Source organism: Bacillus sp. FSL W8-1202, from assembly GCF_038006165.1.
Lineage (GTDB): Bacteria > Bacillota > Bacilli > Bacillales > Bacillaceae > Bacillus > Bacillus subtilis.
This window is the reverse complement of sequence record NZ_JBBOUR010000001.1, coordinates 2,899,854-2,924,170: the sequence shown is the minus strand read 5'-3', so window position 1 is coordinate 2,924,170 and position 24,317 is coordinate 2,899,854. Positions and strand designations below refer to the sequence as shown.

Genomic DNA, 24,317 nt, shown 5'->3' with positions numbered 1-24,317 from the left:
CTGGTAGAAGTATTGAACAATGGAATTATCACAGAATTTGTCGAATTATTTATGCGTATTGCTTCCTTAAGCGTGGAATTATTTCCCTAATTGAAAATTTAGTACATAGAATTATTAGTGAAATAGACTAAAAGTGACCCTGCTTTTTAGCAGTGCCGCTCCATAATTTATTACCTATTAACATAAAAAATCCCCTGACACCAATAGTGCCAAGGGATTGAAAGATTAATACTGAGACATATACTGTTCGCGCTCCCAAGGATGAACTTGTGTGCGGAACATGTCCCATTCGATTTCTTTTGCTTCGATGAAGTGTTCGAATAGGTGCTCGCCCAGCGCTTTGACCATGACTTCGTTTGATTTGAATTCTTCTAGTGCTTCCGCAAGTGTTGCTGGAAGGTCAACGATTCCGTTTTCCATGCGCTCTTCTTTGCTCATCACATAGATGTTGCGGTCGATTGGAGCTGGTGCTTCCAGTTTGTTTTTGATTCCGTCTAATCCTGCAGCAAGCAATACGCTAAGTGCAAGGTACGGGTTAGCAGCTGGGTCTACGCTGCGTACTTCAACACGTGTGCTGATGCCGCGGGAAGCCGGGATACGGATAAGCGGGCTTCTGTTTTGCGCGCTCCATGCTACATAGCAAGGTGCTTCATAGCCAGGAACAAGACGTTTGTAAGAGTTTACTGTCGGGTTTGTTACTGCTGTAAAGCTTGTTGCGTGCTTCACGATACCTGCAATAAAGTGTTTCGCTGTTTCACTTAACTGAAGATCTGCGTTTTCGTCAAAGAATGCGTTAACACCATTTTTGAAGAGTGATAGATTGCAGTGCATACCTGAACCGTTCACACCGAACAATGGTTTTGGCATAAATGTCGCATGCAGGCCGTGTTTGCGGGCAATTGTTTTGACAACTAGTTTAAATGTTTGGATGTCATCACAAGAGCGGACTGCTCCAGCATATTTAAAGTCGATTTCGTGCTGACCAGGTGCTACTTCGTGGTGAGACGCTTCGATTTCAAAGCCCATCTCTTCAAGCTCAAGTACGATATCGCGGCGGCAGTTTTCTCCTAAATCAGTTGGAGCTAAGTCAAAATATCCGCCTTTGTCGTTTAGTTCAAGCGTTGGCTCGCCTTTTTCGTCCAATTTGAATAAGAAGAATTCAGGCTCAGGCCCAAGGTTAAAATCACTGAAGCCGAGGTCTTCCATTTCTTTCAGAATCCGTTTTAAGTTGTTTCGCGGGTCACCTTCGAAAGGTGTGCCATCCGGATTATAAATATCACAGATGAAACGTGCTACTTTACCTTTTTCAGCTGTCCATGGGAAGATAACAAATGTATTTAGATCTGGATACAGGTACATGTCTGACTCTTCGATACGAACGAATCCCTCAATAGAAGAACCGTCAAACATGACTTTATTATCAAGCGCTTTTCCAAGCTGGCTTACAGGAATCTCAACATTCTTGATTGTTCCAAGAATGTCAGTAAATTGAAGACGGATATACTTCACGTTTTCTTCTTTTACTAATTTTTCGATATCTTCTCTAGTGTACTTTGCCATTTGGTAAAATTCCTCCTCTTAAAAGGTAAATGTATATAGCAAAACAGTTGCTAACGGATTAATGAAAGAAGCGGGACATGTCGCCTTGACGGAATGTATTCCCTCTTTGAAAACGGCCGGCTTGCATGAGCTCGTTTTTCAGGAGCTGTCTCAGTTCGTCATCGGACAGATCATGTTTCATTGGTTTTTTCGTCTTCTCGTTTTGTTTTTGTTCTGGCTCGGCTTCGGCTTTCGCCAGAATCTGTTTAATTCCTGCCATGTTTACACCTTGTTCTATCAGGTGCTTGATTTCTAACAGTTTATCTACATCATGAAATGAAAATAATCGTCTATTTCCTTCACTTCTGGCTGGAAATATCAGTCCATTTTCCTCATAATATCGAATTTGTCTTGCTGATAACTCAGTTAACTGCATGACAATTCCTATTGGAAATAAAGGCATTGAGCGGCGAATATTATCACTCATCTCAATTTCCTCCTTTTCTTAACTTAGTTTCATTATAGGTGATGTTATATTATGTGTCAATATGATGTAAGGATTCTTAACATCAAATCCAGAGAAATTTTTAAAAAATTTAAATTAATTGCTTTTCCATCAATGAATCCACTGCACTGCATATGGCATTCTTCACATGCGAATAGGTTAATCCTCCCTGAACATACGCTACATACGGCGGGCGGATAGGGCCATCAGCTGATAATTCGATGCTTGCTCCTTGAATAAACGTCCCTGCTGCCATAATGACATCATCCTCGTATCCAGGCATGTAGGCTGGATAAGGCGTCACATGAGCATTGATTGGCGATGCAAATTGAATAGCCTGGCAAAAAGCAATCATCTTTTCTCTGTCAGAAAACTCAACGGATTGTATTAAATCCGTTCTTTTCGCATCCCATTTCGGGTTTGAAGTGAAGCCGAGTTTTTCAAGGAATCTCGCTGTAAACACCGCTCCCTTTAGACTTTGAGACACAACGTGAGGCGCCAAAAAGAAGCCTTGGTACATTTCTTGGAGCGAGTAAAGAGATGCGCCTGCTTCTCTGCCGATGCCGGGTGACGTCATACGGTATGAGCAAGCTTTAATCCATTTCGCTTTTCCGACGAGGTAGCCGCCTGTTTTCGCAAGGCCGCCGCCGGGATTTTTAATGAGAGATCCCGCCATCAGGTCGGCTCCGACATGGCAAGGCTCAAGCTCTTCCACAAATTCTCCGTAACAGTTGTCCACAAAGACGATCAGATTTTCATTGATTTCTTTTACAAAACGGATCATTTCTTTTATTTCACTAATTAAGAAAGAAGGGCGATTCGCATATCCTTTTGAGCGCTGAATGCCGATTACTTTTGTCTTCGGATTGATCGCAGCGGCGACTGCATCATAGTCTATCTTTCCGTCTTTCGTCAGTTCAACCGCATTATAGCCGATTTGAAAATCCTTTAACGATCCAGCGTTTTCTCCACCCCTGACGCCCACAATTTCCTCTAGCGTATCATACGGCTTGCCCGTGATATAAAGGAGCTCGTCCCCCGGTCTGAGGACACCGAACAAAGCAATTGAGATGGCATGTGTGCCTGAAATGATTTGCGGCCTTACAAGCCCCGCTTCTCCGCCAAACACATCCGCATATATGCTTTCAAGCGTGTCTCTTCCGATATCATCATAGCCGTATCCAGTAGACGGCGTGAAATGAGTGTCGCTTACTTTGTGTTTTCTATAGCTTTGAAGCACTCTCCACTCATTTCGCTCGCTGATTTCTTCTATTTGTTTATGAATGCCGGCAATGTCCGCTTCCACTTCCATTGCCGTTTTCTTCAATAATTCTCCGTGTGTTAATGTGTCAAACATGTCTTTATTTTTCCTTCCTACATATACTTCTTTAATTCACCGATGATACTTTGCTCTTCTTGGACATAGCCGGATATGTCATACTGTTCATTTTCTTCATTAAAATAGAAGCGGTCTATCATCGTTTCCGATTTGATTCTGGAAAGGAGCTTCCCTTCACTTGCCGGCACATGTGCTTCAAAAGACGTTAACAGTTCTTGGCGCAAATAGCGCTGAATCGCTTCTTTAAAGGCTGCAGCGTCGTCCTCAAATTTCGCACTGACCATAATGTGATCCCTTCCGGCGGACGGTATAAAATCAGGCAGTTTTTGATCACGTTTATTGTAAGCCGTCAGCATCGGGATATCATCTGCTTCAAGCTCCTCGAGAAGCCCAAGCACTGTTTTTTCATGTCCCGCATAATCCTCATTTGAAGAATCAATTAAATGCAGGATCAAATCCGCTTCTTTTACTTCCTCAAGCGTTGAGCGGAATGCAGCAATCAATGTCGTCGGAAGATCCTGAATAAATCCTACTGTATCTGAAAGAAGAACACTGTAGCCGCTTGGCAGGACCATTTTTCTGGTCATCGGATCAAGCGTGGCAAACAGGAGGTCTTCTTCATAGCTATCGGCACTCGTCAGGCGGTTGAACCATGTTGATTTCCCTGCGTTTGTATAGCCGACAAGCGCAATTTGAAGCACACCGTTTTTCTTTCTTCTTTCACGGTATCGGCTTCTATGGCGAATGACAGTGGAAAGCTGTGTGTTGATTTCATGAATGCGATTTCTGATATGGCGGCGGTCGGTTTCCAGTTTCGTTTCCCCGGGACCTCTTGCCCCAATCCCTCCGCCTTGCCGGGAGAGATTGATCCCTTGTCCCGTCAGACGCGGCAGTGCATATTGCAGCTGAGCCAGCTCAATTTGAAGTTTGCCTTCTCTCGTTCTCGCCCGCTTTGCAAAAATATCTAATATCAATTGCGTGCGGTCAATCATCTTCACTTCAATTGCTGTTGCCAATGACTTCAGCTGACTTGGCGACAGTTCATCATTAAAGATGAGGAGATCAGCTTCAAGCTCTTCCACCAGTGCCTTCAGCTCTTCTACCTTCCCTTTTCCTATATATGTAGCGGCGTCAGCCCTGTTCCGTTTTTGTGTGACGCTGGTCAGTACTTTTCCGTCTGCTGTTTTTGTCAGCGATGCTAGCTCTTCCATAGAATTTTCAAAATGCTCATCCGTGATATGCGGCAGCTGACATCCGACTAAAATGGCTTTCTCCTGAATCGTTTCTTGTTCGTTCAAATGGATGTTCCTTTCTTTTGCATATTGGGCAGTAGTATTATCATACCAAACCCTGCATGTGTATACCACAAATCGATTGCTTTGAAATGCGGAAATACGAGCAAAAAACAGACCTCTCAAAAACTGAGAGGTCTATGCAGATCCAGATGCTTCTTCTTTAATGGAAAGATCTTGGCTTTTGATGGTCATCAAGTCGCTTTTTAAGTATTGGTCTCCCATTAAAAGCCTCATGGCTTGTGCTCTGATCGATTTTTCGATCACATTTCTGACAAAACGTCCATTGCTGAATTTAATGGGACTTGTCGTGCTTTTCACTGTCATTAAGTAATCTTTCAATTTCCATTCAGCTTCTTGACTGAGCTGGTATTCCCTTTCATCGATCATTCGTTTCGCAATCTCCATGAGCTGGGTCACAGAGTAATCCGGAAAATCAATGGAGATGGGAAATCTTGATTGGAGTCCGGGATTTAACGAGAGAAAATGATCCATTTCCCGTGAATATCCGGCGAGTATCAAAATAAACTCATGCTGTTTGTCTTCCATATGCTTTACAAGTGTGTCGATCGCTTCTTTCCCAAAGTCCTTTTCGCCGCCTCTTGCCAGCGAGTAGGCTTCGTCTATAAACAAAATGCCACCTAATGACTTTTTGATTAAATCTCTCGTCTTTTGGGCGGTATGTCCGATATACTCCCCGACCAGGTCAGCCCGCTCCGCTTCTATTAAGTGGCCTTTTGACAGGACATTCATTTCAAAGAACAGCTTGCCGATGAGCCGTGCAACCGTCGTTTTTCCCGTTCCCGGATTTCCTTTAAACATCATGTGCAGCGCTTGCTTTCCAACCTTCAAGCCTTGCTCCGCGCGTTTTTGGTTCACAAAAATCCAAGCGTATATTTCCTTGATGTTGCGTTTCATTTCCTCCATCCCAACTAATGCGCTCATTTCTTTTTCGATTTCCTTCAAAATGCCGTGCTTTGCTTCGTTTTTTTGCAATGCAGCCTGATATTCCGCTTCTGCCTCAGCATTCGTCAGCACCTGCTTTTGCCCGTTCAGAATAATGTTGATCTGTCCGTTGTTTTTATAAGTCACAGCGCGCTCCAACATCTTCACCTCTCTGTTCTCTCTATATGATATTCAAGCGGATGCCGATTGTGACAAACGCCTATCATGTGTCGAAACAATTGCTTTTTTCGGGAACAATAAGGAATCCTGCGCTTTCCCGAGAAATACTTTATTTCTTATTGTATTCACGAACATGGGGTGGACAAACCATGAGATTTTGTTTTTAATCATTTTGTCAGAGTATCATGGTGAACTTCTTTTTCATTATTTTCTCCATTCGCCAATCCTTTTTTCATGCAACGGGCTGTTTTTTGTACGAAGCGTATTACCCACCCTAAGATACCTGAAGTGTTTTCCTTTTTTTCGATTTATAAAGTGGTGTCTTTAATGAAAGGAGCTTTTCTCATCAATTTACGTTTCAAATGCTTATGAACGCAAAGCTTAAAATCAGCAGGAATCAGTGCAGGTTAACCGAACCCACATATGGCATATGCATATATTTCATTTCGGGCCGTATCTGTTGTCGCTTCATGTTGAATTGTGCGCTTTCCCGAGAAATAATTTCCGGTGTGAAAGGGTTATTTCCTCATTTTTCAGTTGAATGATAATCGTACAAGCAGAAGCCGTGTTTTTTCATATCCTGTAATGAGGTGATGAAAAATGGTTAAAATTTTTATTGATCCTGGTCATGGCGGGTCTGATCCAGGCGCAACAGGTAATGGCCTTCAGGAAAAAACGTTAACCCTGCAAATCGCTTTAGCCTTACGTACGATATTAACTAATGAATATGAAGGCGTTTCTTTGCTGCTGAGCCGGACAAGCGACCAATATGTCAGCTTAAACGACCGGACAAATGCCGCAAATAACTGGGGAGCAGATTTCTTTTTGTCCATTCACGTTAATTCCGGGGGAGGCACAGGTTTTGAAAGCTATATTTATCCAGGTGTAGGAGCCCCGACGACGACTTATCAATCGGCAATTCACTCTGAAGTGATACAAGCTGTCGACTTTGCCGATCGCGGCAAAAAAACAGCGAACTTCCACGTCCTAAGGGAGTCGGCAATGCCTGCCCTCTTGACCGAGAACGGCTTCATTGATACCGTTGCCGATGCAAATAAGCTGAAAACGAGCAGTTTTATTCAAAGCTTAGCGAGAGGACATGCAAACGGGCTGGAGCAAGCCTTTAACCTTAAAAAGACTTCCAGCTCAGGGTTATATAAGGTTCAAATCGGCGCATTTAAAGTCAAAGCGAATGCCGACTCGCTCGCAAGTAAAGCCGAAGCCAAAGGTTTTGACTCGATTGTCCTTTTAAAGGACGGATTATACAAAGTGCAGATTGGCGCATTTTCATCCAAAGACAATGCAAACACCCTCGCTGCCAGAGCGAAAAATGCCGGCTTTGACGCTATTGTGATCCTAGAATCATAGCCGAGACGGGGACGAGCGTCTCATAAAAAAACCCGGCTCCTCATGGGACTGACCCCCGTTTTTGAGACAGGGATCAAAACACCTTTTAAACAGCCAATTGCCGATAATTTATCGGTGATTGGTTGTTTAGTTTCGTTTGAATACGAATATTGTTATAATAATGAATGTATTCTATGACAGTGCGTTCTACGATGGCGGTCGTGGTTCGATCAATGCTGTTAAGATAGAACGTTTCAGACTTTAGTGAGGAATGAAACGATTCGATGGAGGCATTATCAGCGGGTGTCCCTTTGCGGGACATGCTCATGGTAATGCCTTTTGTTTTAACAGCTTTCTGATACTCGTAAGATGTATACACAGATCCTTGGTCACTATGTAACACGCAGTTCTCAGGCAGTGTTGGCAGTTGATCAAGTGTGTGTAAGACAAAGTCTGTGTCCTGCTTATCTCCAATCGTAAAAGCAATCACTTCTCCATTATATACATCCAATATACTGGAAAGGTACAATTGTTTCTGTCCATAAGGCAAATACGTGATGTCTGTTACTAGTTTTTCAAGAGGATGATCAGACTGAAAGTTCCGATCTAATATATTGTCGACCACGGCATATGGCTGCCCATTCTTCTTGCGCTTTTTCACCTTAACCCGGCACTGCCACTGATTTTTCTGCATAATACGCTGAACCGTTTTATGGTTAATACACATTCTCTTTTTTAATATAGCTGTGATTTTTCGATATCCATATCGATACTGGTGCTCTCGGCACAACGTGCCGATTTGTTTTTCTAAATGGCGCTTGGGATGATCTTTCTTCAGATTCTTCTTCCAACGATAATAAGACGAGCGAGAGATACCTAAATGAATACAGATATCCTGCACGGTCATTGTGCTGTGCAATTCTTCTACAAGTTCGACTGACGTTTGGCTATCAACTTCCTTTCCAATTCGTTGTACTTTTTTAACACTTCATTCTGTTGTCTCAGATATCGATTCTCTGCCTGCAGTTTCTCTAATTCGGAAGAATACTCCGGACCTTTTCCATAAGTGTATTGCTTACCAACAGGCTGTTCAAATCGATGTGTATCACCAGCCTTATACCATCTGACCCATGTCTTAATCTGCGTATTATTTTTGATATTCAACTCCTGCATGATCTCTTTCATAGGTACGCCTGCCAATCTCATTTCTACAGCCTTCTGTTTCACTTCAACCGGATAACTCACTCTTGTCCCCATAGAAAAAACACCTCCAAGTCTAATTTCGGATAACAATCATCCGTATTCAAACTTGAAGGTGTTTTTATTTGTCTCATCTTATGGGGTCAGTCCCTCATCGCGAGAAACCGGGTTTTTTTATTCAAGAATATCAACAACAAACTGTGACCATGTTTCCAGACGGTTGTAGATGTCATCCTGTTTTAATTCAGAAACTTTCATCCATTTACCCGCAATTTGTTCTTTCTCCTTCACTTCCACTTGTGCGCCAGGCTTTAATTGAAGCGCAGAAAGAATACCGATATGCACTTTGCCAACACTGTTTTCATCATCATTGATCAATCCCAGTGTGACAATCGCCTGTTTATCTTCTTCATTTATTTGCAGTTCTTCCTCAAGCTCACGGTCTGTGTTCAGCTTTATGACTTCAGCAAATGAAGCTGCCCCTTCGATGGCGTTCATATGGCCGCCAAAGCCGAGAGAAAGTTTGTTGTGCAGACGTGATTCACCGCCGCCAGCCAGCCGCTCGTAAAGAAAAACTTCATCTTCACGCTTAATGATGACATAAGGTATCGGCTGCTTGAAACGCGGATCTTCTTCTGCGTCTCCTCTTCTCATTTCACGATAGGCCGCTTCAATCTGAGCCATGATTTCTGCTACTCTGCTATCTTCACTGTACACGCCCTGGAAGGTTAAGATTTCTTTCTTAAACACATCATCGCGCGGGGCAACTAAAATCATTTCGTCCATTTTTCCCATGGGTACTGCGTCCTCCTCATTTGAACCTTCAAGCCGAAAAGAGCAGATATTATATCTGCTCTTTTTCATCTTCAAAATAAAAGTCATCATCTTTGAGCGGCTCAACTGTCGCTTTTTTATAACCGTTCCCCTTCATAGAGAAGAAGTCATGCGATTTTGTTTTTGTGTTTAATCCGTTTAAAACGATCGGATTAATATCTTCCTCTTCGAAGTATGGATCAAATCCAAGATTCATCAGCGCTTTATTCGCATTATAGCGGATGAATTTCTTTACATCGTGTGAGAGTCCGACTTGATCGTACAAGTCCTCTGTATATTCAAGCTCATTTTCATATAACTGATTCAGAAGGTCGATCGCAAATTCACGAAGCTCTGCTTTTTTCTCTTCTGTCTGTTTATTATAAATTTCCTGAGCAAGGAGACCGACATACACGCCGTGAATCGCTTCGTCACGAAGGATCAGGTTAATGATCTCACCGCTTTGCATCAGTTTTCCTTGTCCGTAGAAATATAACGGATAATAGAAACCGCTGTAGAAAAGGAAGCTTTCCAGATAGACGGAAGCAACCATCGCTTTGAACAGTGAAATTTCATCATCTTTTTGAATGGCTTTGTAAAGCCCGACAATCATTTGCGCTTTTTTCTGCAAATATTTATTTTGTTTAACCCATTCAAATACTTCATTAATCGTTTCAGTCGGTGCAAGGGTCATGAAAATATTAGAGTACGACTTTGCATGGACAGCGTTCTCCATCATCGCCATAAAGTTCAGCACCGCTTTCCGCTGGTGGCCATCTACGTGTTCAGCCACGATCGGCATCCCCGTATTCCCCTGCTCTGTGTCAAGAAGCGTAAGTCCGGCCAGTACCTTCATATAAGTGTCCTGCTCATTTTTTCCGAGGTACTTCCATGTGAGGAGATCGCCGTTTAAAGCAATCTCTTCCGGAAGCCAGAACTGTTTCACGTTTTGGTTATAGAACATTTGGGTAAAATCGTCTTCATGCTTTGACCAGTTTGCTGCGTCATAAATTTTTGTCACTATAAACTCTCCTTTAATCAAACAACACAAGAAAGGCAGCTGTCTTGCCCAGTATCTTTCGTTCTTGCATAGTAAATGGTTTTAATTCCTCTATGATGTGCATACAGATCGATTCGGTTTAAATCACGGGTCGTCATTGTGTCTTTTAAGAACAATGTAAAGCTGATTCCCTGATCAATGTGCTGCTGGATAGTGGCGATCATATCCACAACCTTGAACATGTCCATATCGTAGGCTTCTTTATAGAAGAACCAGTTATTAGATGCAAGCCCAGGCATTGGGTAGTACGTTTTTGAGTTGCCGTATGTTCGTTCTTCAATGCGTTCCATAATCGGCATAACAGACGCCGTGCTTGATTGAACGTATGAGATAGAGCCTGTCGGCGCAATGCATAATCTGTAGCTGTGATACATGCCGTGTTCAGCCACAAATGCTTTTAGCTTTTTCCAGTCCTCTGTCGTCGGGATATGCATACCCTCAAACAGGTTGGCGATTTTTTCATATTTCGGTGAGAAATCAGTAGAAACGTATTTGTCAAAGTATTCACCTGTCGCATAGGTTGAGCCTTCATATTGATCAAACGTTTCGCCCTTCTCTTTTGCGATTTCCGCAGAACGCTGGATGGAGTAGAAGTTCACCATCATAAAGAACGTGTTCGCAAAGTCACGCGCTTCCGGGCTTTCATACGCAATGCCGTTTTGCGCAAGGTAGCCGTGAAGGTTCATAGCACCGAGGCCGATTGATTTCATCGCTTTGTTTGCCCGTCTTACAGCAGGCGCATTACGGATATCAGTTGTTTCAGACACGTGTGTTAAAGAGTCTGTCGCAAGCTTGACTGTCTTTTCGATTGATTTATGCTCCATGACATTGAGAATGTTAAGCGAACCCAGGTTGCAGGAAATATCCAGACCGATTTCATCTTCTTCATCATAGTCTGTGTATGAAGAAACTTGAGATGCCTGCAGCACTTCAGAGCAAAGGTTAGAAAATTTGACCTTGGAAATATGGTTATTCGCATGCACTTTATTGACGTTATCTTGGAACATGATGTATGGATAGCCTGATTCAGAACGAAGCATCGCCAGTTTTTCAAGCAGTTTCCGCGGGTTGATTTTTTCCTTTTTCACCCGAGGGTTGTCGACAAATTTGTCGTACATTTCGTTCATGTCCATCTCATCCATGTGCTGGCCGTACTCTTTATAAATCGTGTGCGGGTAGAATACATAAGCCGCTTTGTCCTCGCGTGCAAGCTCAACGAACTTATCCGGAATGACAACACCGATCGAAAGCGTTTTGACACGCACATCTTCATCCGCAGAAATCTTTTTCGTATCGAGAAAATCATTGATATCGCGGTGGAAAATGTTTAAATACGCCGCGCCGGATCCTTGTCTTTGTCCCATTTGGTCAGCGTAACGGAACGCGTTATCAAGAAGCTTCATGACGCCTACAACGCCTTTTGTCGCATTCTCAACATCTTTAATGGCTTCACCTTTCGCGCGAAGCTTGGACAGGTTAAGAGAAACCCCTCCGCCCAGTTTAGAAAGCTGCATGGAGATATCGATCGCTCTTGAAATGTCGTTTAAGGAATCATTGACTTCCAGCAAGAAGCAGCTCACAAGTTCACCGCGGCGTTTTCTGCCGGCGTTCAGAAATGTCGGTGTGCTCGGCTGATATTCTTGATTGATCATCAGGTTTACATATTCTTTTGCTTTCTCAGTGTCGCCGTTAGCGAAGAACAGCGCAACAATTGAGATCCGGTCCTCATAACGCTCGAGGATTTTTTTCTTGTCATTCGTTTTCAAAGCATAGTCATTATAGAATTTAAACGCACTCATGAAGGAAGGAAAACGAAACTTCTTAGCGTAAGCTGTCTTAAACACTTCTTTAATGTCTTCAAAAGAATAAAGGCTTAAGAATTCCTCTTCGTAGTATTGATTTTCAACCAAATAATCCAGCTTCTCTTTTAAATCGTGAAAGAAGACTGTGTTTTGATTGATATAATCTACAAAATAGCTATGTACAGCCTCTTTATCCTTATCAAACTGGAATTTTCCATCTTTTTGGATCATGATTTCGTTATTTAACTGGATCCATTTTGGCACTTGATTTTGTGACAACTCTTTCTACCTCCTGAGTAAACAATTCAACGTCTTTAGATGTGCCGCTGAGTTCAAATTTGTGCAAGATCGGCACCTGATATTGTCTTGAAATGGTATCGGCGCTTTTTGCAAAGTTATCGCCCCATACTTTGTTGCCGCTCGCAGCGACTCCTAATAAGAGATGGGCGTATTTTTCGAGAAATGATTGTGTTGATGCCGGTACCTGGCCGAAGTTTGTCGTGTAGGTGACCAAAACAAACGGAGTGTCCACGTGGTCCATTTCGTCCACCTTGCGTATCTGCTGAAAGCCTGTTTTATTCACAAACCGCTGAACATTCCCTGTTTTCGAATCAAATATGATTTGTACCACGTTTTATCACGACCTATCAAAAAATATGAATCTCTCACCACTAACACTATATATAGTATACTACCCTCTAGCAAAAACACAATATATAGATTCGTTTTTATGAAAAATTCATATTTTGATCAAATCAGGCAAACGGGCAGACTCATTAGGGCCCAAAAAAGAGAGCAGAACGAGAATCATCTCTCGTCCTACTCGGGGTGTCGTTTTTAGCCGATGTATATCATAACATGAAAAAAAACTGCTTAGTAGTCTAGATTTTTTTTTCTTAAGCTATCACAGCATTTTTCGCTCTCTACTGTTTCTTCTATTTCAACATCCGCGCCGATCTCTTCTAAAACCGCCTTCAAAGCAGTGATAATTGACGCTTCTCTGATTAATTCTTTTCCGTTCACAATGATACTTGTTCCGTATTCATAGCAAGAATCATCTTCGCAAATTTCTTCCCAATGATTCACGATCACTTTATGCTTCATGTTTTCACCCTCTGTTTGATCTGTGTCTGTATTTAGTTTAGCGGCTGGCATCCGCTTTGTAAATTCGAATGCTTGTGAATTTTATTCAAGCTCATCATCCGCGTATTCTTTCTTCAGCTTTACCTCATTGCGGGACTCATTATACTCATAAATTTTGATATAGCCGTCCTCCATCACGCCAAAATGGTTATGTTCAAGTGGAAACGAGGTGGGCTGAGGCGTTTCATAGTCTGAATTGCCGCTGTCTGTTTCAATAATGGTATCTTGATTCCCGCACGCCCCGAACAGTAAAAAGACAGCTATCCATACAAGTGCAATCCTGATTCGTCTCAGTTCTGCTTCACTTTCAAACAAGGTCGATCACCCCCAAATTCATTTTATACATAATATACCATTTTTACTTCCGTATGTTGTTCTCATAAAAAAAGACCGTGCCTTGGCATGGTCAGCTTACACAAAAAGCTTGGAGCAAAAGTGGATTCATGTTAAAAATGGCCGCCGGGAACCCCCGGCAGCCTTTCCTCATGTCTTGACATGGCATTTTTTGATCTATTCGAGTTCAAGCTGGACGTTTTTTTGCGGCGCAAACGTTGAGATCGCATGTTTATATATAAGCTGCTGCTTACCTTCCGATTCCAACAATACGGTAAAGTTATCAAAGCCTTTCACCTGGCCCCGCAACTGAAAGCCGTTCAGCAAAAAAACAGTGACATACGTATTTTCTTTCCGGATTTGATTCAAAAACTGATCCTGAATATTAATCGGTTTCATGTTTCGTCCTCCTTGATTCTCTATATCATACATTTTCGATTAAAGTTCGAGTTTTCCTGCTATATGTGTGAAAATTTCCTTTTTTTTCAGCTCCATATCAACAGGCGGTGTCATATCGAACCATGTGACCTGCATTTTGTTGCGAAACCACGTCAGCTGGCGTTTCGCATACCGCCTCGAGTTCTGCTTTAGCTGTTCGACAGCATCGGAAAGTGTCACAAAACCGTCAAAATATGCATACAGCTCTTTATAGCCTATCGCCTGTATTGATTGACAGTCTCTCACGTTCTTGTCGTATAAGCGTTTCACTTCCGGAAGAAGGCCTGACTGCATCATCATATCGACCCGCTGATTAATTCTTTCGTAAAGCGTGTCTCTATCCATTGTCAGGCCAATTAACACTGCATTGTACAGAAGTTCTCGTTTTTGTTCCTTCAAATGCTGGGACATCGTTTTTCCGGACGTATGTAAAATTTCCAGTGCGCGAATGACTCTTCTTGTATTATTCGGATGAATCGCAGCTGCTGCCTCGGGATCTGCTGCAGCAAGTTTGGCATGAAGAAAGTCAACGCCTTCCCGCTCAGCGGCCATTTGCATGCTCTCTCGAAACACGGGATCATTTGCCTCTTCCGTAAATGTATAATCGTAAAGCACAGATTGTATATAAAGCCCTGTACCGCCGACAATCATCGGAAGCTTTCCTCTATTTGCAATCTCGCTGATTTTATTTCTTACTAAGCTTTGATAATCGGCAGTAGAGAAAGAGTCTTGGGGATCTAAAATGTCAATCAGATGATGGGGCACTCCCTCCATCTCCTGTTCGGTAATTTTAGCTGTTCCAATATCCATCCCTTTATAAATCTGCATCGAATCTCCGCTGATAATTTCTGCGTTTAAGGATTTGGCTAGCTGAATACTTAAATTGGTTTTCCCCACTGCCGTCGGTCCGACTAAAATGACAACGGGCTGCTTCGTATTATTCAATATGTATCACTCTCTTTTATAAATCTCCCCCCATTATAGCATTCAACATGGACAACCACCTATCCATTTTGCCCTTTTTTTGCTTCGGTAAACATCCTTCTACCAGCCGAGCGGCTCATTGCCGACAATTTCCCTTGTCTTTCCTTTTAGGTTATGACGATGCGTTTTTCTTCTGTCATCTCCGGGATCGTACACAACCCCTCCGTACTGGATCTCAATCGGCTCGTTATAGGCCAGATATGTCGTTTCTTCGATTTCATGATAATGTGTGCCATCTGCTAAGGGAATCGCCGGCCCTGAGATTCCGTAATACCGATGAAAATGGCCGTTTTCAAATGAAGTGATCCCTGTATAGTAATGTGTATGCTGATCGGTATTTGATCCGTTTGCCGGCTGAGTAAACCCTTCAATGAGATGATAATGGCCCTGTTCTCTCGTTGTTTTGACATGATAGGCATGTGCGTGGGGCGGTGCTTTTGACCAGTCAGACTGATACAGGCCCAATGTGTTCACATCCTCCTTTTCCTCGATTCCCCCAATCAAATCCGGGCAGGGTGAATACACTGCATCATCTACACTTTATTACAGGAGGAAAGAAAACATGAACGAGTTAGAGCATTTCAGCCCTGAAGATACAAGAATATTTGGAAGACCGTTCGGATTCGGGAGACCATTTGGGTTTGGAAGACCGTTCGGGTTCGGTTATGGATTTGGAAGACCCGGATTTGGTTATGGGTTTGGCCGGCCATTCGGATTTTTTGGAGGACCGTTTATCGGCGGCCTTGCAGGCGGGCTTATAGGAAGCGCTTTATTTAATCCTTATTTTTATGGCGGATACCCCTATTATCCGTATGCCCCGTTCCCTTATTATTATTATTAAACGCAAAAGGCCCCTTAAAAAGGGGTCTTTTTAAGTGTGTGAAAATGAATCTCTTGACTCATACATAGGCATACACTAATATTTTTCTAGCTGAAGTTTTTTCTAATCTAAAAATATAGTGAGGAGAATTCATGATGTTGATAGGATATATATTCCTCACGATTGCCATATGTTCGGAATCGATAGGAGCAGCCATGCTGAAAGTATCTGATGGTTTCAAAAAGTGGAAGCCAAGTGCTTTGGTCGTTATTGGCTATTCCCTCGCCTTTTATATGCTGTCCCTGACTTTAAACCATATTCCCCTGAGCCTCTCCTATGCGACTTGGAGCGGAGCGGGCACGGTGCTGACGACAGTGATCGGAGTAAAATGGTTCAAGGAAGATCTGAATGCCAAAGGGCTTATCGGGATTCTTTTATTACTATCAGGGGTCGTGTTACTTAATTGGCAGTAAAGGAGTGATGAAGATGAGAGGATTGCTTTATTTGGCTCTCTCCATTGTATCTGAAGTGTTTGGGAGCACGATGCTGAAGCTTTCAGAAGGATTTACACAAGCCTGGCCCATTGCCGGCGTCATAGTCGGATTTCTTTCTGCTTTTACGTTTTTAAGCTTTTCTTTAAAAACAATTGACTTATCAAGCGCGTATGCAACATGGTCGGGCGTTGGTACCGCGCTTACAGCAATTGTCGGGTTTTTGCTTTTTGGCGAAACCATCAGTTTAAAAGGTGTATTCGGTCTCACGCTTGTCATTGCAGGCGTGGTCGTGCTAAATCAATCGAAAGCCCACGCTGAAGATAAAAAACAGACGGTCTGTGAGTGACCGTCTGTTTTCTTTATTCTCCACCCAGTTTCACAGAGGCTTCAAGCTGCAGCTCGACATTTCCTTGAATTGCACGCGAAATCATGCATGACGACTCCGCTTTTTTACAAAGCTTGTGCGCCAATGCGACGTCGTCTTGTGAAGCATCATGTTTAAGCACGACAGAGGGACGGTGAATGATCTTTTTGTATGTAAAGGCTCCTTTTGTGACGTCGACAATGCCTTCTGACTCCATCTGTAAGTCTTCTTTTTCCAGCCCGCTTCTCTCCATCATCGCTGCAAGTGTAATAATGTAACAGGTCGCTGCCGCCCCGAGAAGCATTTCATCTGGGTTGGTCCCTTCTCCCGGGCCATCCATTTCTTTAGGAATGGAAATCGATGTGATCAGGTTTCCGCTTTCAATCGTACCGACATCATTGCGGTTACCCGGCCAATTCGCTTTTAAATAAAAATGATGATCTGCCATTGTTTCGCCTCCTTTTTTATCCTATTTCAGTCTACTGATCTTCTCTTATTTTGTCTTCTGATCTGCTTGTTACGAATACTCTTTTTCCAGGACACCTTTGATCGCACTGACATAAGCATAAAATTCACTGTTCTTTGTGTATTTTCTATTTTTATAATAAAAATCATCAAAAAATGCTTCTCTCTGCTCACGGCTGATTTCCAGCTGGATACTTAGCCCCGTTTCCCCTTGGTTATTAATGTTTTCGGCATTCAATCCAGCAAGACCGCTTTTAGACGACGCTAACTCAGCGGAAAACCCTCTCCGCTCAAGGGCTCTCACAATCATTTTCGCCCGCTTTCGGTCTGTTCCCCCTACAAGCGTATTCTTGTTCTCCCCTTTATATCCGTGAAAAGCCACCACATATTGATGCTCCTTGATTTTCTTTTTTGCCAATGGCTCATCAAAGTTGGTGCTTGTAATGTGCAGCCTTTGGTTATCGTGGGACTTCAACCCTTCAAACAGGTATGTAGAGTATTCATTATTGAAATAACGAACAAGCTCACTTACTCCGCCTTCAATTCTTCCGCCATGCGGAGACATAATTAAGACTTTGCTTCCTTTTTTCTCATTATATGAAATATCGTAATCGGCTGGGCTCTCATTCTCTGCCAAGCTGCTGAAATTTGAATATGTATCTGGCTGATTTGATGGTTCAGGTTCCAATGAGTAATGAACATATCTTAAGAACAAGACAATGGCTAAGACTAATATGACATTTAGTAAAAATCTTCTCATGTTTAACTCCTTTCATAAGAATGGCGCGGTTCATTATATGAGGTTTAGCCAATAGGTTTTATCTTACCATTGTATACACAATATCATCAGTGAAAAAGTTCCCGGTTTCAAAAAATCAATTGATTGTCACGGTTATTAGCGGTTCATTTCAAATAAGAGTGAAAAAAGGTTGAGAGGAAAGACAAAAAATGTAGGAACAACCTCACTTGGCAAATAAATGTATATAGGTTTAAGGAGGGTTTTAGTAACAGGCTGCCCGGTTGCTGAGACGGACAGCTGTTACCGGCCTGCAGAATAGAGATTTTGCTTATTTGTTCTCACAAAATCACAGGAGAGGATAGAGTCCAATAAAAATGTTCTGATCTGTTGTTTCGAAAAACAAAATGCTTTGATTTTCGTTTTGCTTTTCTGTCTCACAATAATCGTTCTTTTACTAATCGTTCCGTCTTTCTTCATATATATAATGCTGATTGGCATTTGGCTTTCCAAAGAACGGTGCAAGTAGAAATTCATACGGTTGCTCTCCCCTTCCCAGTTTGATATGACCACATTATAATACGAACAAACGTTCTTTTTCAATCCCCAATGATTTCCTCAACTTCTGAATCTATCGTATCTAATGCGAAAGATTCAGAAAAACAAACTCTTGTCTGTCTCTTACAGAGGACAAACAAACTTACCAAACCTATCATCTGTTCATAGAGTATACAGAGAACCTTATAATAGGAGGAAAATACATGTTTGGGTACTCTATGGTACAAATGGTGAGAGCAAATGCTCACAAGCTAGATTGGCCGTTACGGGAAACCGTATTGCAGCTTTACAAGCCCTTCAAATGGACTCCTTGCTTCTTGCATAAATTTTTCGAAACCAAATTGCAAAACAGAAAAAAAATGTCAGTCATTATCGAATTTGAGGAAGGCTGTCACGAGACCGGCTTTCAAATGGCTGGAGATGTGCTGCAAAAAGAAAAACGCAGCAAGCTAAAAAGCCGCTTCAACAAAATCAACTGCTGCAGCGCCGAGGTTACTCCTTCAGCATTACATTCCCTTCTCTCTGAATGCAGCAATATCCGTAAAGTGTATTTAAACCGCGAAGTCAAAGCGCTTTTAGACACGGCAACCGAAGCAAGCCAAGCGAAGGAAGTCGTCAGAAACGGGCAAACCCTGACAGGAAAAGGTGTTACTGTCGCTGTTGTCGATACAGGAATCTACCCGCATCCTGATCTAGAAGGCAGAATTATCGGATTCGCGGACATGGTCAATCAAAAAACAGAGCCGTACGATGATAATGGTCATGGCACACACTGTGCAGGTGATGTCGCAAGCAGCGGCGCATCCTCTTCCGGTCAATACCGCGGACCTGCACCGGAAGCCAATCTCATCGGCGTAAAGGTATTAAACAAGCAGGGTTCAGGAACGTTAGCAGATATTATAGAGGGTGTTGAGTGGTGTATTCAATACAATGAGGACAACCCCGATGAACCGATTGATATTATTAGCATGTCGCTCGGGGGCGATGCCCTTAGATATGATCATGAACAGGAAGATCCGTTAGTCAGAGCGGTTGAGGAAGCGTGGAGCGCAGGGATTGTCGTCTGTGTCGCTGCCGGAAACTCAGGCCCTGATTCGCAGACCATTGCAAGCCCGGGCGTGAGCGAAAAGGTGATTACAGTAGGTGCGCTTGACGATAACAATACTGCAAGCAGCGATGATGATACTGTCGCTTCCTTCTCAAGCCGCGGCCCGACAGTATATGGGAAAGAAAAGCCCGATATTTTAGCGCCGGGTGTTAATATTATTTCCCTTCGCTCTCCGAATTCTTATATTGATAAGCTCCAAAAGTCAAGCCGTGTAGGGTCTCAGTACTTTACAATGTCAGGAACCTCAATGGCAACACCGATTTGCGCAGGAATCGCAGCTTTAATTCTTCAGCACAACCCGGATCTTACCCCTGATGAAGTAAAAGAGCTTTTGAAAAACGGCACGGACAAATGGAAAGATGAAGATCCGAATGTGTACGGAGCGGGCGCTGTCAACGCAGAAAATTCCGTTCCCGGCCAATAAACATCATCAAAAGCCGGCAATTCTCTCTCAGCAGAACTGCCGGTTTTTTGTTTGCATATTCATAATCATAAGGTAGAATAATGGAAAATAGATGAAGGAAGTGAAGAAAGTGCCATATTATATCTGCAACACATGCGGTGTGCAACATGCACAGACAGTAGATCCGCCCAACTCGTGTCTGATTTGCGAGGATGAAAGACAGTATATTCATCCCGATGGACAAACTTGGACAACCCTTGAAGACATGCGTGAGAAAGGAAACCTTCAAAACATCCTTAAAAAGGAAGAAGAGCATCTTTACAGCATCAAAACTGAACCAGAGTTTGCGATCGGACAAACAGCCCATCTTATCCAGCATAAGGGCTTCAATGTGCTGTGGGATTGCATGACATATCTTGACCAAAAGACAATTGACCAAATCAACGAATTAGGCGGTATTCAAGCCATCGCCTTGTCTCATCCGCATTATTACTCTACTCAGGTTGAGTGGGCTGAAGCGTTTCAGGCGCCGATCTATATCCATGAGGATGATAAAGAATGGGTGACAAGGCCAAGCAATCACATTCACTGCTGGTCAGGGGAAACGCTCAATATGAAGCCGGGACTGGACCTTTACCGACTGGGCGGACATTTTAAAGGCGGTGCTGTTTTGCATTGGAGCAAGGGCAATGAAGGGAAAGGCTGTCTATTGACCGGAGATATCATTACGGTTGCGGCGGATCGAAACTGGGTCAGCTTTATGTACAGCTACCCAAATCTCATTCCCCTTCCCGCCTCCAAAGTTGAAGAAATAGCAGCCAAAGTAAAACCGCTTCAATTCAACCGGCTTTACAATGCTTTTTCTAAAGTTGTCAAAGAAAATGCCAGTGAAGCGGTCCAGCGTTCTGCCGTACGCTATATCAAGGCTCTCAACAGCGAATTGTTTCATACATAAAGAGTGAGGCGGCTCTTTTCCGTGTAAAAGATGCAGCAATTGGGAATAGTATCGTGTAGATCAAAAGGAGGAATATTGATGGCACACACGAATACACAGCTTTCTCAATGGCTGGAATCAAAAGTCGGCCAGACGCTTGATATTAGAAAAGGTGAATTGACCCATGATGAAGAGATATCAGACTTGGATCAGATTGTTCTCCACCTTCAAAAAGTGGCTATACGCAGTACGAATCATCCTGATGATTATGTTGCGAAAGAAGAGCTTGTTTTAGAAGGCGAAGGAACAACATTCACTGAGGACGGAAACGTACCGCTTCCGCAAAATGCCTATGAGATTCCTTTATTAGGTGACATTCATATTCACCAAGAAAACGAAGGATTGAAGGTCGTAACAGATCGTGCAGTATATACAATTGATATCCAGCACAGCTGACAGCCACTTTCATCAAAATAATACAGCGTAGCGCCTTTGAGCTTTCGTTCAAAGGCGCTGCTTTATATCGAGCTATCCAGTAACACTTAGTAAATAGATCAAGGCACTTTATTGAACCGTTTTTATACAGATTTATCATTATTCCTTCTCTTCTGTCTCACGTTTACCTTCCACGCAAATTGACTCTACATGCTGCATAATGACCCGCTTGATTCGGTCTTTATTCACTCGCACAGGGTCAAGCATGGCATGTAAAGACAAGCCGTCAACAAGCGCGTAAAGTCTCTCAGCTTCAATGTCTTTATCAGCATTCGGCTTCAGTAAATCGGATTCATCTAAATAGGCAATCAGATTCCGCATGCCGCTGAAAATCCCGTCATGATTCGCATCAAACATATCCTTTTTATGTCTGGCGTAAGCAGTAAAAGCAAACCAAACCTCCATCTCTCTAATCGTTTCTTCATTCGTCGGGACCATTTCAAGCAAAATTTGCAACACTTTTTCCTTAGGGAGCAAATCCCTCACTGCAATGTCCTTAATTCGGTCCGTCACCTTTTCTTGGACAAGTTTCATTGCAAAAGCAAGCAATTCATCCTGTGTAGAGAAATAATGGCGCAGCGCACCTAATGACAATCCTGCTTCCTTTGCAATATTTCTGGCTGATGCTCCCTCCATCCCTCGTTCTAAAATGACGCGCCACGTTGCTTCTGCAATTTGTTTTCTTCTTTTCTCATGGTCAATTTGTTTTGGCATAGCTTTATTGTAACAAGAAAAAAATGAGAGAGCAATTTTTATAATACAGTTGTGTTACAAAAACAAAGATGGTAACATATTATTTAAATAATACAACTGTATTGAAAAGAGGGGAATGGATTGAACGGTATCGCATGGATGATTGTTTTCTGTGAAATTGCGTTTTGGGTTGTCATTGTTTTGGGGCTTGCTGTACGCTACGTATTCAAACGACATACATTAGGACTGCTATTCCTTGCCTTAACTCCAGTTATCGATTTGATCTTGTTAGCGGCAACTGGTGTGGACCTTTACCGCGGAGCCTCAGCGACCGCAGCCCATGGGATTGCAGCTGTTTACATCGGTATATCAATCGCTTATGGGAAACAAATGATTCAATGGGCAGATGAAAAGTTTCAATATTATGTGACAAAAAAAGGCGCAAAACCGCTGAAACGTTTTGGAATGGACCATGCCAAGCACGGTGCGAAAGGCTGGCTAAAACATGTGCTGGCCTACTTAATTGGTGCGGGACTATTGGCAGGGATGATCTATTTTATCAATGACTCTGCCCGAACCGAGGCTTTGAGCGGCATTCTTAAACTGTGGACTGTCATTATAGGCATTGACTTTCTCATTACAGCCAGCTATTTTATTTGGCCAAAAAAAGAGAAAACTTCGGCGAATCTCAGGAGTTAACATGATGAAAAGGCCCTTCCCTAGTGGAAAGGGCCTTCAGACTGTAGACAAACTGGAAGAAATCCAGTTTGCCTACAGTCTTTTTTATTTTACAATGGAAGTACTACATAACTTGAGGTGATTGACATGCTTTCGAAACATAATCCCATTCAACGAGATCAATTAGAAATGATTACGTTAAATCAATTGGTACCGGCCAGCCACTTGGTTCGTAAAATAGAGGCAGCACTTGATTTTTCGTTCATCTATGACTTGGTGAAGGACATGTATTCAGAAATCGGTCGTCCCAGTATTGATCCTGTCATCTTAATTAAATTGACCTTCCTTCAATACACGTTTGGAATCCGGTCCATGCGCCAAACGATTGAACAAGTGGAAACCAATATGGCCTATCGCTGGTTCCTTGGGTATGGTTTTCACGATAAAGTGCCTCATTTCTCTACGTTCGGAAAAAACTATGAACGCCGTTTTAAAGATACCGATCTGTTTGAACAGATTTTCTATCGCATCTTAAAGGAAGCTGCCGAGAAAAAGCTAATCAGTGCCGAGCACGTTTTCGTGGATTCGACCCATGTTAAAGCGAGTGCGAACAAACGCAAATTTGAAAAGAAAGTCGTTCGCAAAGAGACACGCGCGTATCAGGAACGCCTTCAAGAAGAGATTAACCAGGACCGGGAAGATCACGGAAAAAAAACATTTCCTCCGGACAAGTTTGAGAAGGAAGAGAAGAAAGAAATCAAAGAAAGCACCACCGATCCAGAGAGTGGTTACTATGTGAAGGATGAACGGACGAAGCAGTTCGCCTATTCTTTTCACGCAGCCGCGGATCGTAACGGTTTTGTGCTTGGCACCATGGTCACACCTGGCAACACACATGATAGTCAGATTTTAGAGCCATTGGTCGGAAAGGTCATAGAGAGAGTCGGAAAGCCTGAAGCGGTCGCCGCAGATGCCGCGTACAAAACTCCTGCGATTACCCGTTACTTATTGGAACAGGGGATGACCCCTGCCTTGCCATACACACGACCACGTACGAAAAAAGGTTTTTTCCGAAAACATGACTATGTGTATGACGAATACTTTGACTGTTATCTTTGCCCGGCAGGTGAGATCTTGGCCTACTCGACAACGAATAAAGAAGGATATCGGGAGTACAAATCGCCAAAACAGATTTGTGCGACATGCCCATTTTTAGCCAGATGTACGGAGAGTAAAGACCACCAGAAAGTGGTGACGCGTCATATTTGGCAGGAATACGTAGAAGAGGCAGACCATCTTCGCTATCACGCAGAGGTGAAAGAGATTTATGCCAAACGTAAAGAAACCATTGAGCGTGTATTCGCAGATGGAAAAGAAAAGCATGGCATGCGTTGGACAACGTTAAGGGGACTTAAAAAATTGTCGATGCAGGCGATGCTTACTTTCGCTGCCATGAACCTGAAGAAGATGGCCAACTGGACGTGGCAAGGTCCAAAAATGGCCTAAATGATGAACTCGAAGAGGTCTGTCTTTTTATTAAATAGCTTAAAATCCCATAAAAAGCTAAAAAGGGGTTCGGAATGAGACCATTCCGAACCCCTTTTGTCGACAAACTGAAGGCCCTTCCCTAGTGGAAAGGGCCTTTTTTG

General features: G+C 42.8%; 28 protein-coding genes. 9 read left to right on the top strand and 19 right to left on the bottom strand.

The genetic code is table 11. The annotated features are described in order from the left end of the window. Positions 1 to 225: 225 nt before the first annotated feature. The 5 genes from glnA to spoVK all read right to left on the bottom strand — a co-directional run bounded on the left by glnA (position 226) and on the right by spoVK (position 5,782). On the bottom strand, positions 226 to 1,560 hold the full coding sequence (gene glnA, locus NSQ09_RS15210) for a type I glutamate--ammonia ligase (RefSeq protein ID WP_003231737.1): 1,335 nt from the start codon (positions 1,558 to 1,560) through the stop codon (positions 226 to 228). A 58-nt stretch (positions 1,561 to 1,618) separates the two neighbouring features. Further along, positions 1,619 to 2,026, bottom strand: coding sequence for a transcriptional repressor GlnR (gene glnR / locus NSQ09_RS15205; RefSeq protein WP_003238341.1), 408 nt, complete (start codon positions 2,024 to 2,026; stop codon positions 1,619 to 1,621). 109 nt (positions 2,027 to 2,135) lie between these two features. Next, positions 2,136 to 3,401: a methionine gamma-lyase family protein gene (locus NSQ09_RS15200; protein ID WP_341031887.1), complete on the bottom strand. Its 1,266-nt coding sequence runs from the start codon at positions 3,399 to 3,401 to the stop codon at positions 2,136 to 2,138. A gap of 17 nt (positions 3,402 to 3,418) precedes the next feature. Further along, positions 3,419 to 4,681: a GTPase HflX gene (hflX, locus tag NSQ09_RS15195; protein WP_213414505.1), complete on the bottom strand. Its 1,263-nt coding sequence runs from the start codon at positions 4,679 to 4,681 to the stop codon at positions 3,419 to 3,421. A gap of 132 nt (positions 4,682 to 4,813) precedes the next feature. After that, positions 4,814 to 5,782: a stage V sporulation protein K gene (gene spoVK, locus NSQ09_RS15190; protein ID WP_003231746.1), complete on the bottom strand. Its 969-nt coding sequence runs from the start codon at positions 5,780 to 5,782 to the stop codon at positions 4,814 to 4,816. Positions 5,783 to 6,400: 618 nt separating this feature from the next. Here spoVK and cwlC point away from each other — a divergent pair. Beyond that, positions 6,401 to 7,168, top strand: a complete 768-nt coding sequence (gene cwlC / locus NSQ09_RS15185) for a sporulation-specific N-acetylmuramoyl-L-alanine amidase (protein ID WP_041336037.1) — start codon at positions 6,401 to 6,403, stop codon at positions 7,166 to 7,168. A gap of 85 nt (positions 7,169 to 7,253) precedes the next feature. On the opposite strand, the gene NSQ09_RS15180 is transcribed toward cwlC, so the two are convergent. The 10 genes from NSQ09_RS15180 to NSQ09_RS15135 form a co-directional block, all read right to left on the bottom strand. Next, positions 7,254 to 8,404, bottom strand: a protein-coding gene (locus tag NSQ09_RS15180; protein WP_087614160.1) for an IS3 family transposase whose coding sequence is annotated in 2 segments (ribosomal slippage) — positions 7,254 to 8,131 and positions 8,131 to 8,404 — 1,152 coding nt in all. Because the reading frame shifts where the segments join, the coding sequence is not laid out codon by codon here. Positions 8,405 to 8,521: 117 nt separating this feature from the next. After that, the gene (locus NSQ09_RS15175; protein ID WP_121591824.1) at positions 8,522 to 9,142 is read right to left on the bottom strand and encodes a hypothetical protein; all 621 of its coding nucleotides are present in this window, start codon (positions 9,140 to 9,142) and stop codon (positions 8,522 to 8,524) included. A gap of 49 nt (positions 9,143 to 9,191) precedes the next feature. After that, positions 9,192 to 10,181, bottom strand: coding sequence for a class 1b ribonucleoside-diphosphate reductase subunit beta (gene nrdF, locus NSQ09_RS15170; protein WP_003231754.1), 990 nt, complete (start codon positions 10,179 to 10,181; stop codon positions 9,192 to 9,194). A 17-nt stretch (positions 10,182 to 10,198) separates the two neighbouring features. Further along, positions 10,199 to 12,301 carry a class 1b ribonucleoside-diphosphate reductase subunit alpha gene (gene nrdE / locus NSQ09_RS15165; protein WP_014479842.1) on the bottom strand — a complete coding sequence of 701 codons (2,103 nt, stop codon included), beginning with the start codon at positions 12,299 to 12,301 and terminating at the stop codon, positions 10,199 to 10,201. Beyond that, complete coding sequence (gene nrdI, locus NSQ09_RS15160) at positions 12,261 to 12,653, bottom strand: class Ib ribonucleoside-diphosphate reductase assembly flavoprotein NrdI (protein WP_003231758.1); 393 nt, start codon at positions 12,651 to 12,653, stop codon at positions 12,261 to 12,263. The genes nrdE and nrdI overlap by 41 nt, the downstream gene beginning before the upstream one ends. A gap of 242 nt (positions 12,654 to 12,895) precedes the next feature. Continuing rightward, positions 12,896 to 13,126, bottom strand: a complete 231-nt coding sequence (locus NSQ09_RS15155) for a hypothetical protein (protein WP_003245262.1) — start codon at positions 13,124 to 13,126, stop codon at positions 12,896 to 12,898. A gap of 81 nt (positions 13,127 to 13,207) precedes the next feature. After that, a complete protein-coding gene (locus tag NSQ09_RS15150; RefSeq protein WP_014479841.1) occupies positions 13,208 to 13,480 on the bottom strand; it encodes a YmzC family protein in 273 nt (90 codons plus the stop codon). A gap of 195 nt (positions 13,481 to 13,675) precedes the next feature. Continuing rightward, the gene (gene hfq, locus NSQ09_RS15145) at positions 13,676 to 13,897 is read right to left on the bottom strand and encodes an RNA chaperone Hfq (protein ID WP_003221097.1); all 222 of its coding nucleotides are present in this window, start codon (positions 13,895 to 13,897) and stop codon (positions 13,676 to 13,678) included. A 39-nt stretch (positions 13,898 to 13,936) separates the two neighbouring features. Beyond that, positions 13,937 to 14,881 carry a tRNA (adenosine(37)-N6)-dimethylallyltransferase MiaA gene (gene miaA / locus NSQ09_RS15140; protein WP_029726461.1) on the bottom strand — a complete coding sequence of 315 codons (945 nt, stop codon included), beginning with the start codon at positions 14,879 to 14,881 and terminating at the stop codon, positions 13,937 to 13,939. Positions 14,882 to 14,980: 99 nt separating this feature from the next. Continuing rightward, positions 14,981 to 15,394 (bottom strand): YmaF family protein, encoded by a 414-nt coding sequence (locus NSQ09_RS15135; RefSeq protein ID WP_072592536.1) that lies wholly within the window; start codon positions 15,392 to 15,394, stop codon positions 14,981 to 14,983. A gap of 88 nt (positions 15,395 to 15,482) precedes the next feature. On the opposite strand from NSQ09_RS15135, the gene NSQ09_RS15130 reads away from it, so the two are divergent. From NSQ09_RS15130 to ebrB, 3 genes are all read left to right on the top strand, one after another. After that, on the top strand, positions 15,483 to 15,761 hold the full coding sequence (locus NSQ09_RS15130; RefSeq protein WP_041336033.1) for a hypothetical protein: 279 nt from the start codon (positions 15,483 to 15,485) through the stop codon (positions 15,759 to 15,761). A 134-nt stretch (positions 15,762 to 15,895) separates the two neighbouring features. Continuing rightward, the gene (ebrA, locus tag NSQ09_RS15125) at positions 15,896 to 16,213 is read left to right on the top strand and encodes a multidrug efflux SMR transporter subunit EbrA (RefSeq protein ID WP_015483253.1); all 318 of its coding nucleotides are present in this window, start codon (positions 15,896 to 15,898) and stop codon (positions 16,211 to 16,213) included. 13 nt (positions 16,214 to 16,226) lie between these two features. After that, complete coding sequence (ebrB, locus tag NSQ09_RS15120; protein ID WP_121591823.1) at positions 16,227 to 16,580, top strand: multidrug efflux SMR transporter subunit EbrB; 354 nt, start codon at positions 16,227 to 16,229, stop codon at positions 16,578 to 16,580. Positions 16,581 to 16,593: 13 nt separating this feature from the next. On the opposite strand, the gene NSQ09_RS15115 is transcribed toward ebrB, so the two are convergent. The 3 genes from NSQ09_RS15115 to NSQ09_RS15105 form a co-directional block, all read right to left on the bottom strand. After that, positions 16,594 to 17,046, bottom strand: coding sequence for an OsmC family protein (locus NSQ09_RS15115; protein ID WP_017694910.1), 453 nt, complete (start codon positions 17,044 to 17,046; stop codon positions 16,594 to 16,596). Positions 17,047 to 17,115: 69 nt separating this feature from the next. After that, a complete protein-coding gene (locus NSQ09_RS15110; protein ID WP_121591822.1) occupies positions 17,116 to 17,823 on the bottom strand; it encodes a poly-gamma-glutamate hydrolase family protein in 708 nt (235 codons plus the stop codon). Between the two features lie 279 nt (positions 17,824 to 18,102). Next, positions 18,103 to 18,336 carry a hypothetical protein gene (locus NSQ09_RS15105; protein WP_014476869.1) on the bottom strand — a complete coding sequence of 78 codons (234 nt, stop codon included), beginning with the start codon at positions 18,334 to 18,336 and terminating at the stop codon, positions 18,103 to 18,105. A gap of 224 nt (positions 18,337 to 18,560) precedes the next feature. On the opposite strand from NSQ09_RS15105, the gene aprX reads away from it, so the two are divergent. From aprX to NSQ09_RS15090, 3 genes are all read left to right on the top strand, one after another. Then, the gene (gene aprX / locus NSQ09_RS15100; RefSeq protein ID WP_041336030.1) at positions 18,561 to 19,889 is read left to right on the top strand and encodes a serine protease AprX; all 1,329 of its coding nucleotides are present in this window, start codon (positions 18,561 to 18,563) and stop codon (positions 19,887 to 19,889) included. 109 nt (positions 19,890 to 19,998) lie between these two features. Beyond that, a complete protein-coding gene (locus tag NSQ09_RS15095) occupies positions 19,999 to 20,823 on the top strand; it encodes an MBL fold metallo-hydrolase (RefSeq protein WP_072557160.1) in 825 nt (274 codons plus the stop codon). A 78-nt stretch (positions 20,824 to 20,901) separates the two neighbouring features. Next, complete coding sequence (locus tag NSQ09_RS15090; RefSeq protein WP_003231786.1) at positions 20,902 to 21,258, top strand: hypothetical protein; 357 nt, start codon at positions 20,902 to 20,904, stop codon at positions 21,256 to 21,258. Positions 21,259 to 21,396: 138 nt separating this feature from the next. Here NSQ09_RS15090 and NSQ09_RS15085 read toward each other — a convergent pair whose 3' ends face one another. Next, a complete protein-coding gene (locus NSQ09_RS15085; RefSeq protein WP_341031873.1) occupies positions 21,397 to 22,011 on the bottom strand; it encodes a TetR/AcrR family transcriptional regulator in 615 nt (204 codons plus the stop codon). A gap of 120 nt (positions 22,012 to 22,131) precedes the next feature. On the opposite strand from NSQ09_RS15085, the gene NSQ09_RS15080 reads away from it, so the two are divergent. Further along, the gene (locus NSQ09_RS15080) at positions 22,132 to 22,689 is read left to right on the top strand and encodes a hypothetical protein (protein WP_017694906.1); all 558 of its coding nucleotides are present in this window, start codon (positions 22,132 to 22,134) and stop codon (positions 22,687 to 22,689) included. A 126-nt stretch (positions 22,690 to 22,815) separates the two neighbouring features. After that, the gene (locus tag NSQ09_RS15075; protein ID WP_041339714.1) at positions 22,816 to 24,174 is read left to right on the top strand and encodes an IS1182 family transposase; all 1,359 of its coding nucleotides are present in this window, start codon (positions 22,816 to 22,818) and stop codon (positions 24,172 to 24,174) included. The last annotated feature ends 143 nt before the right edge of the window (positions 24,175 to 24,317 follow it).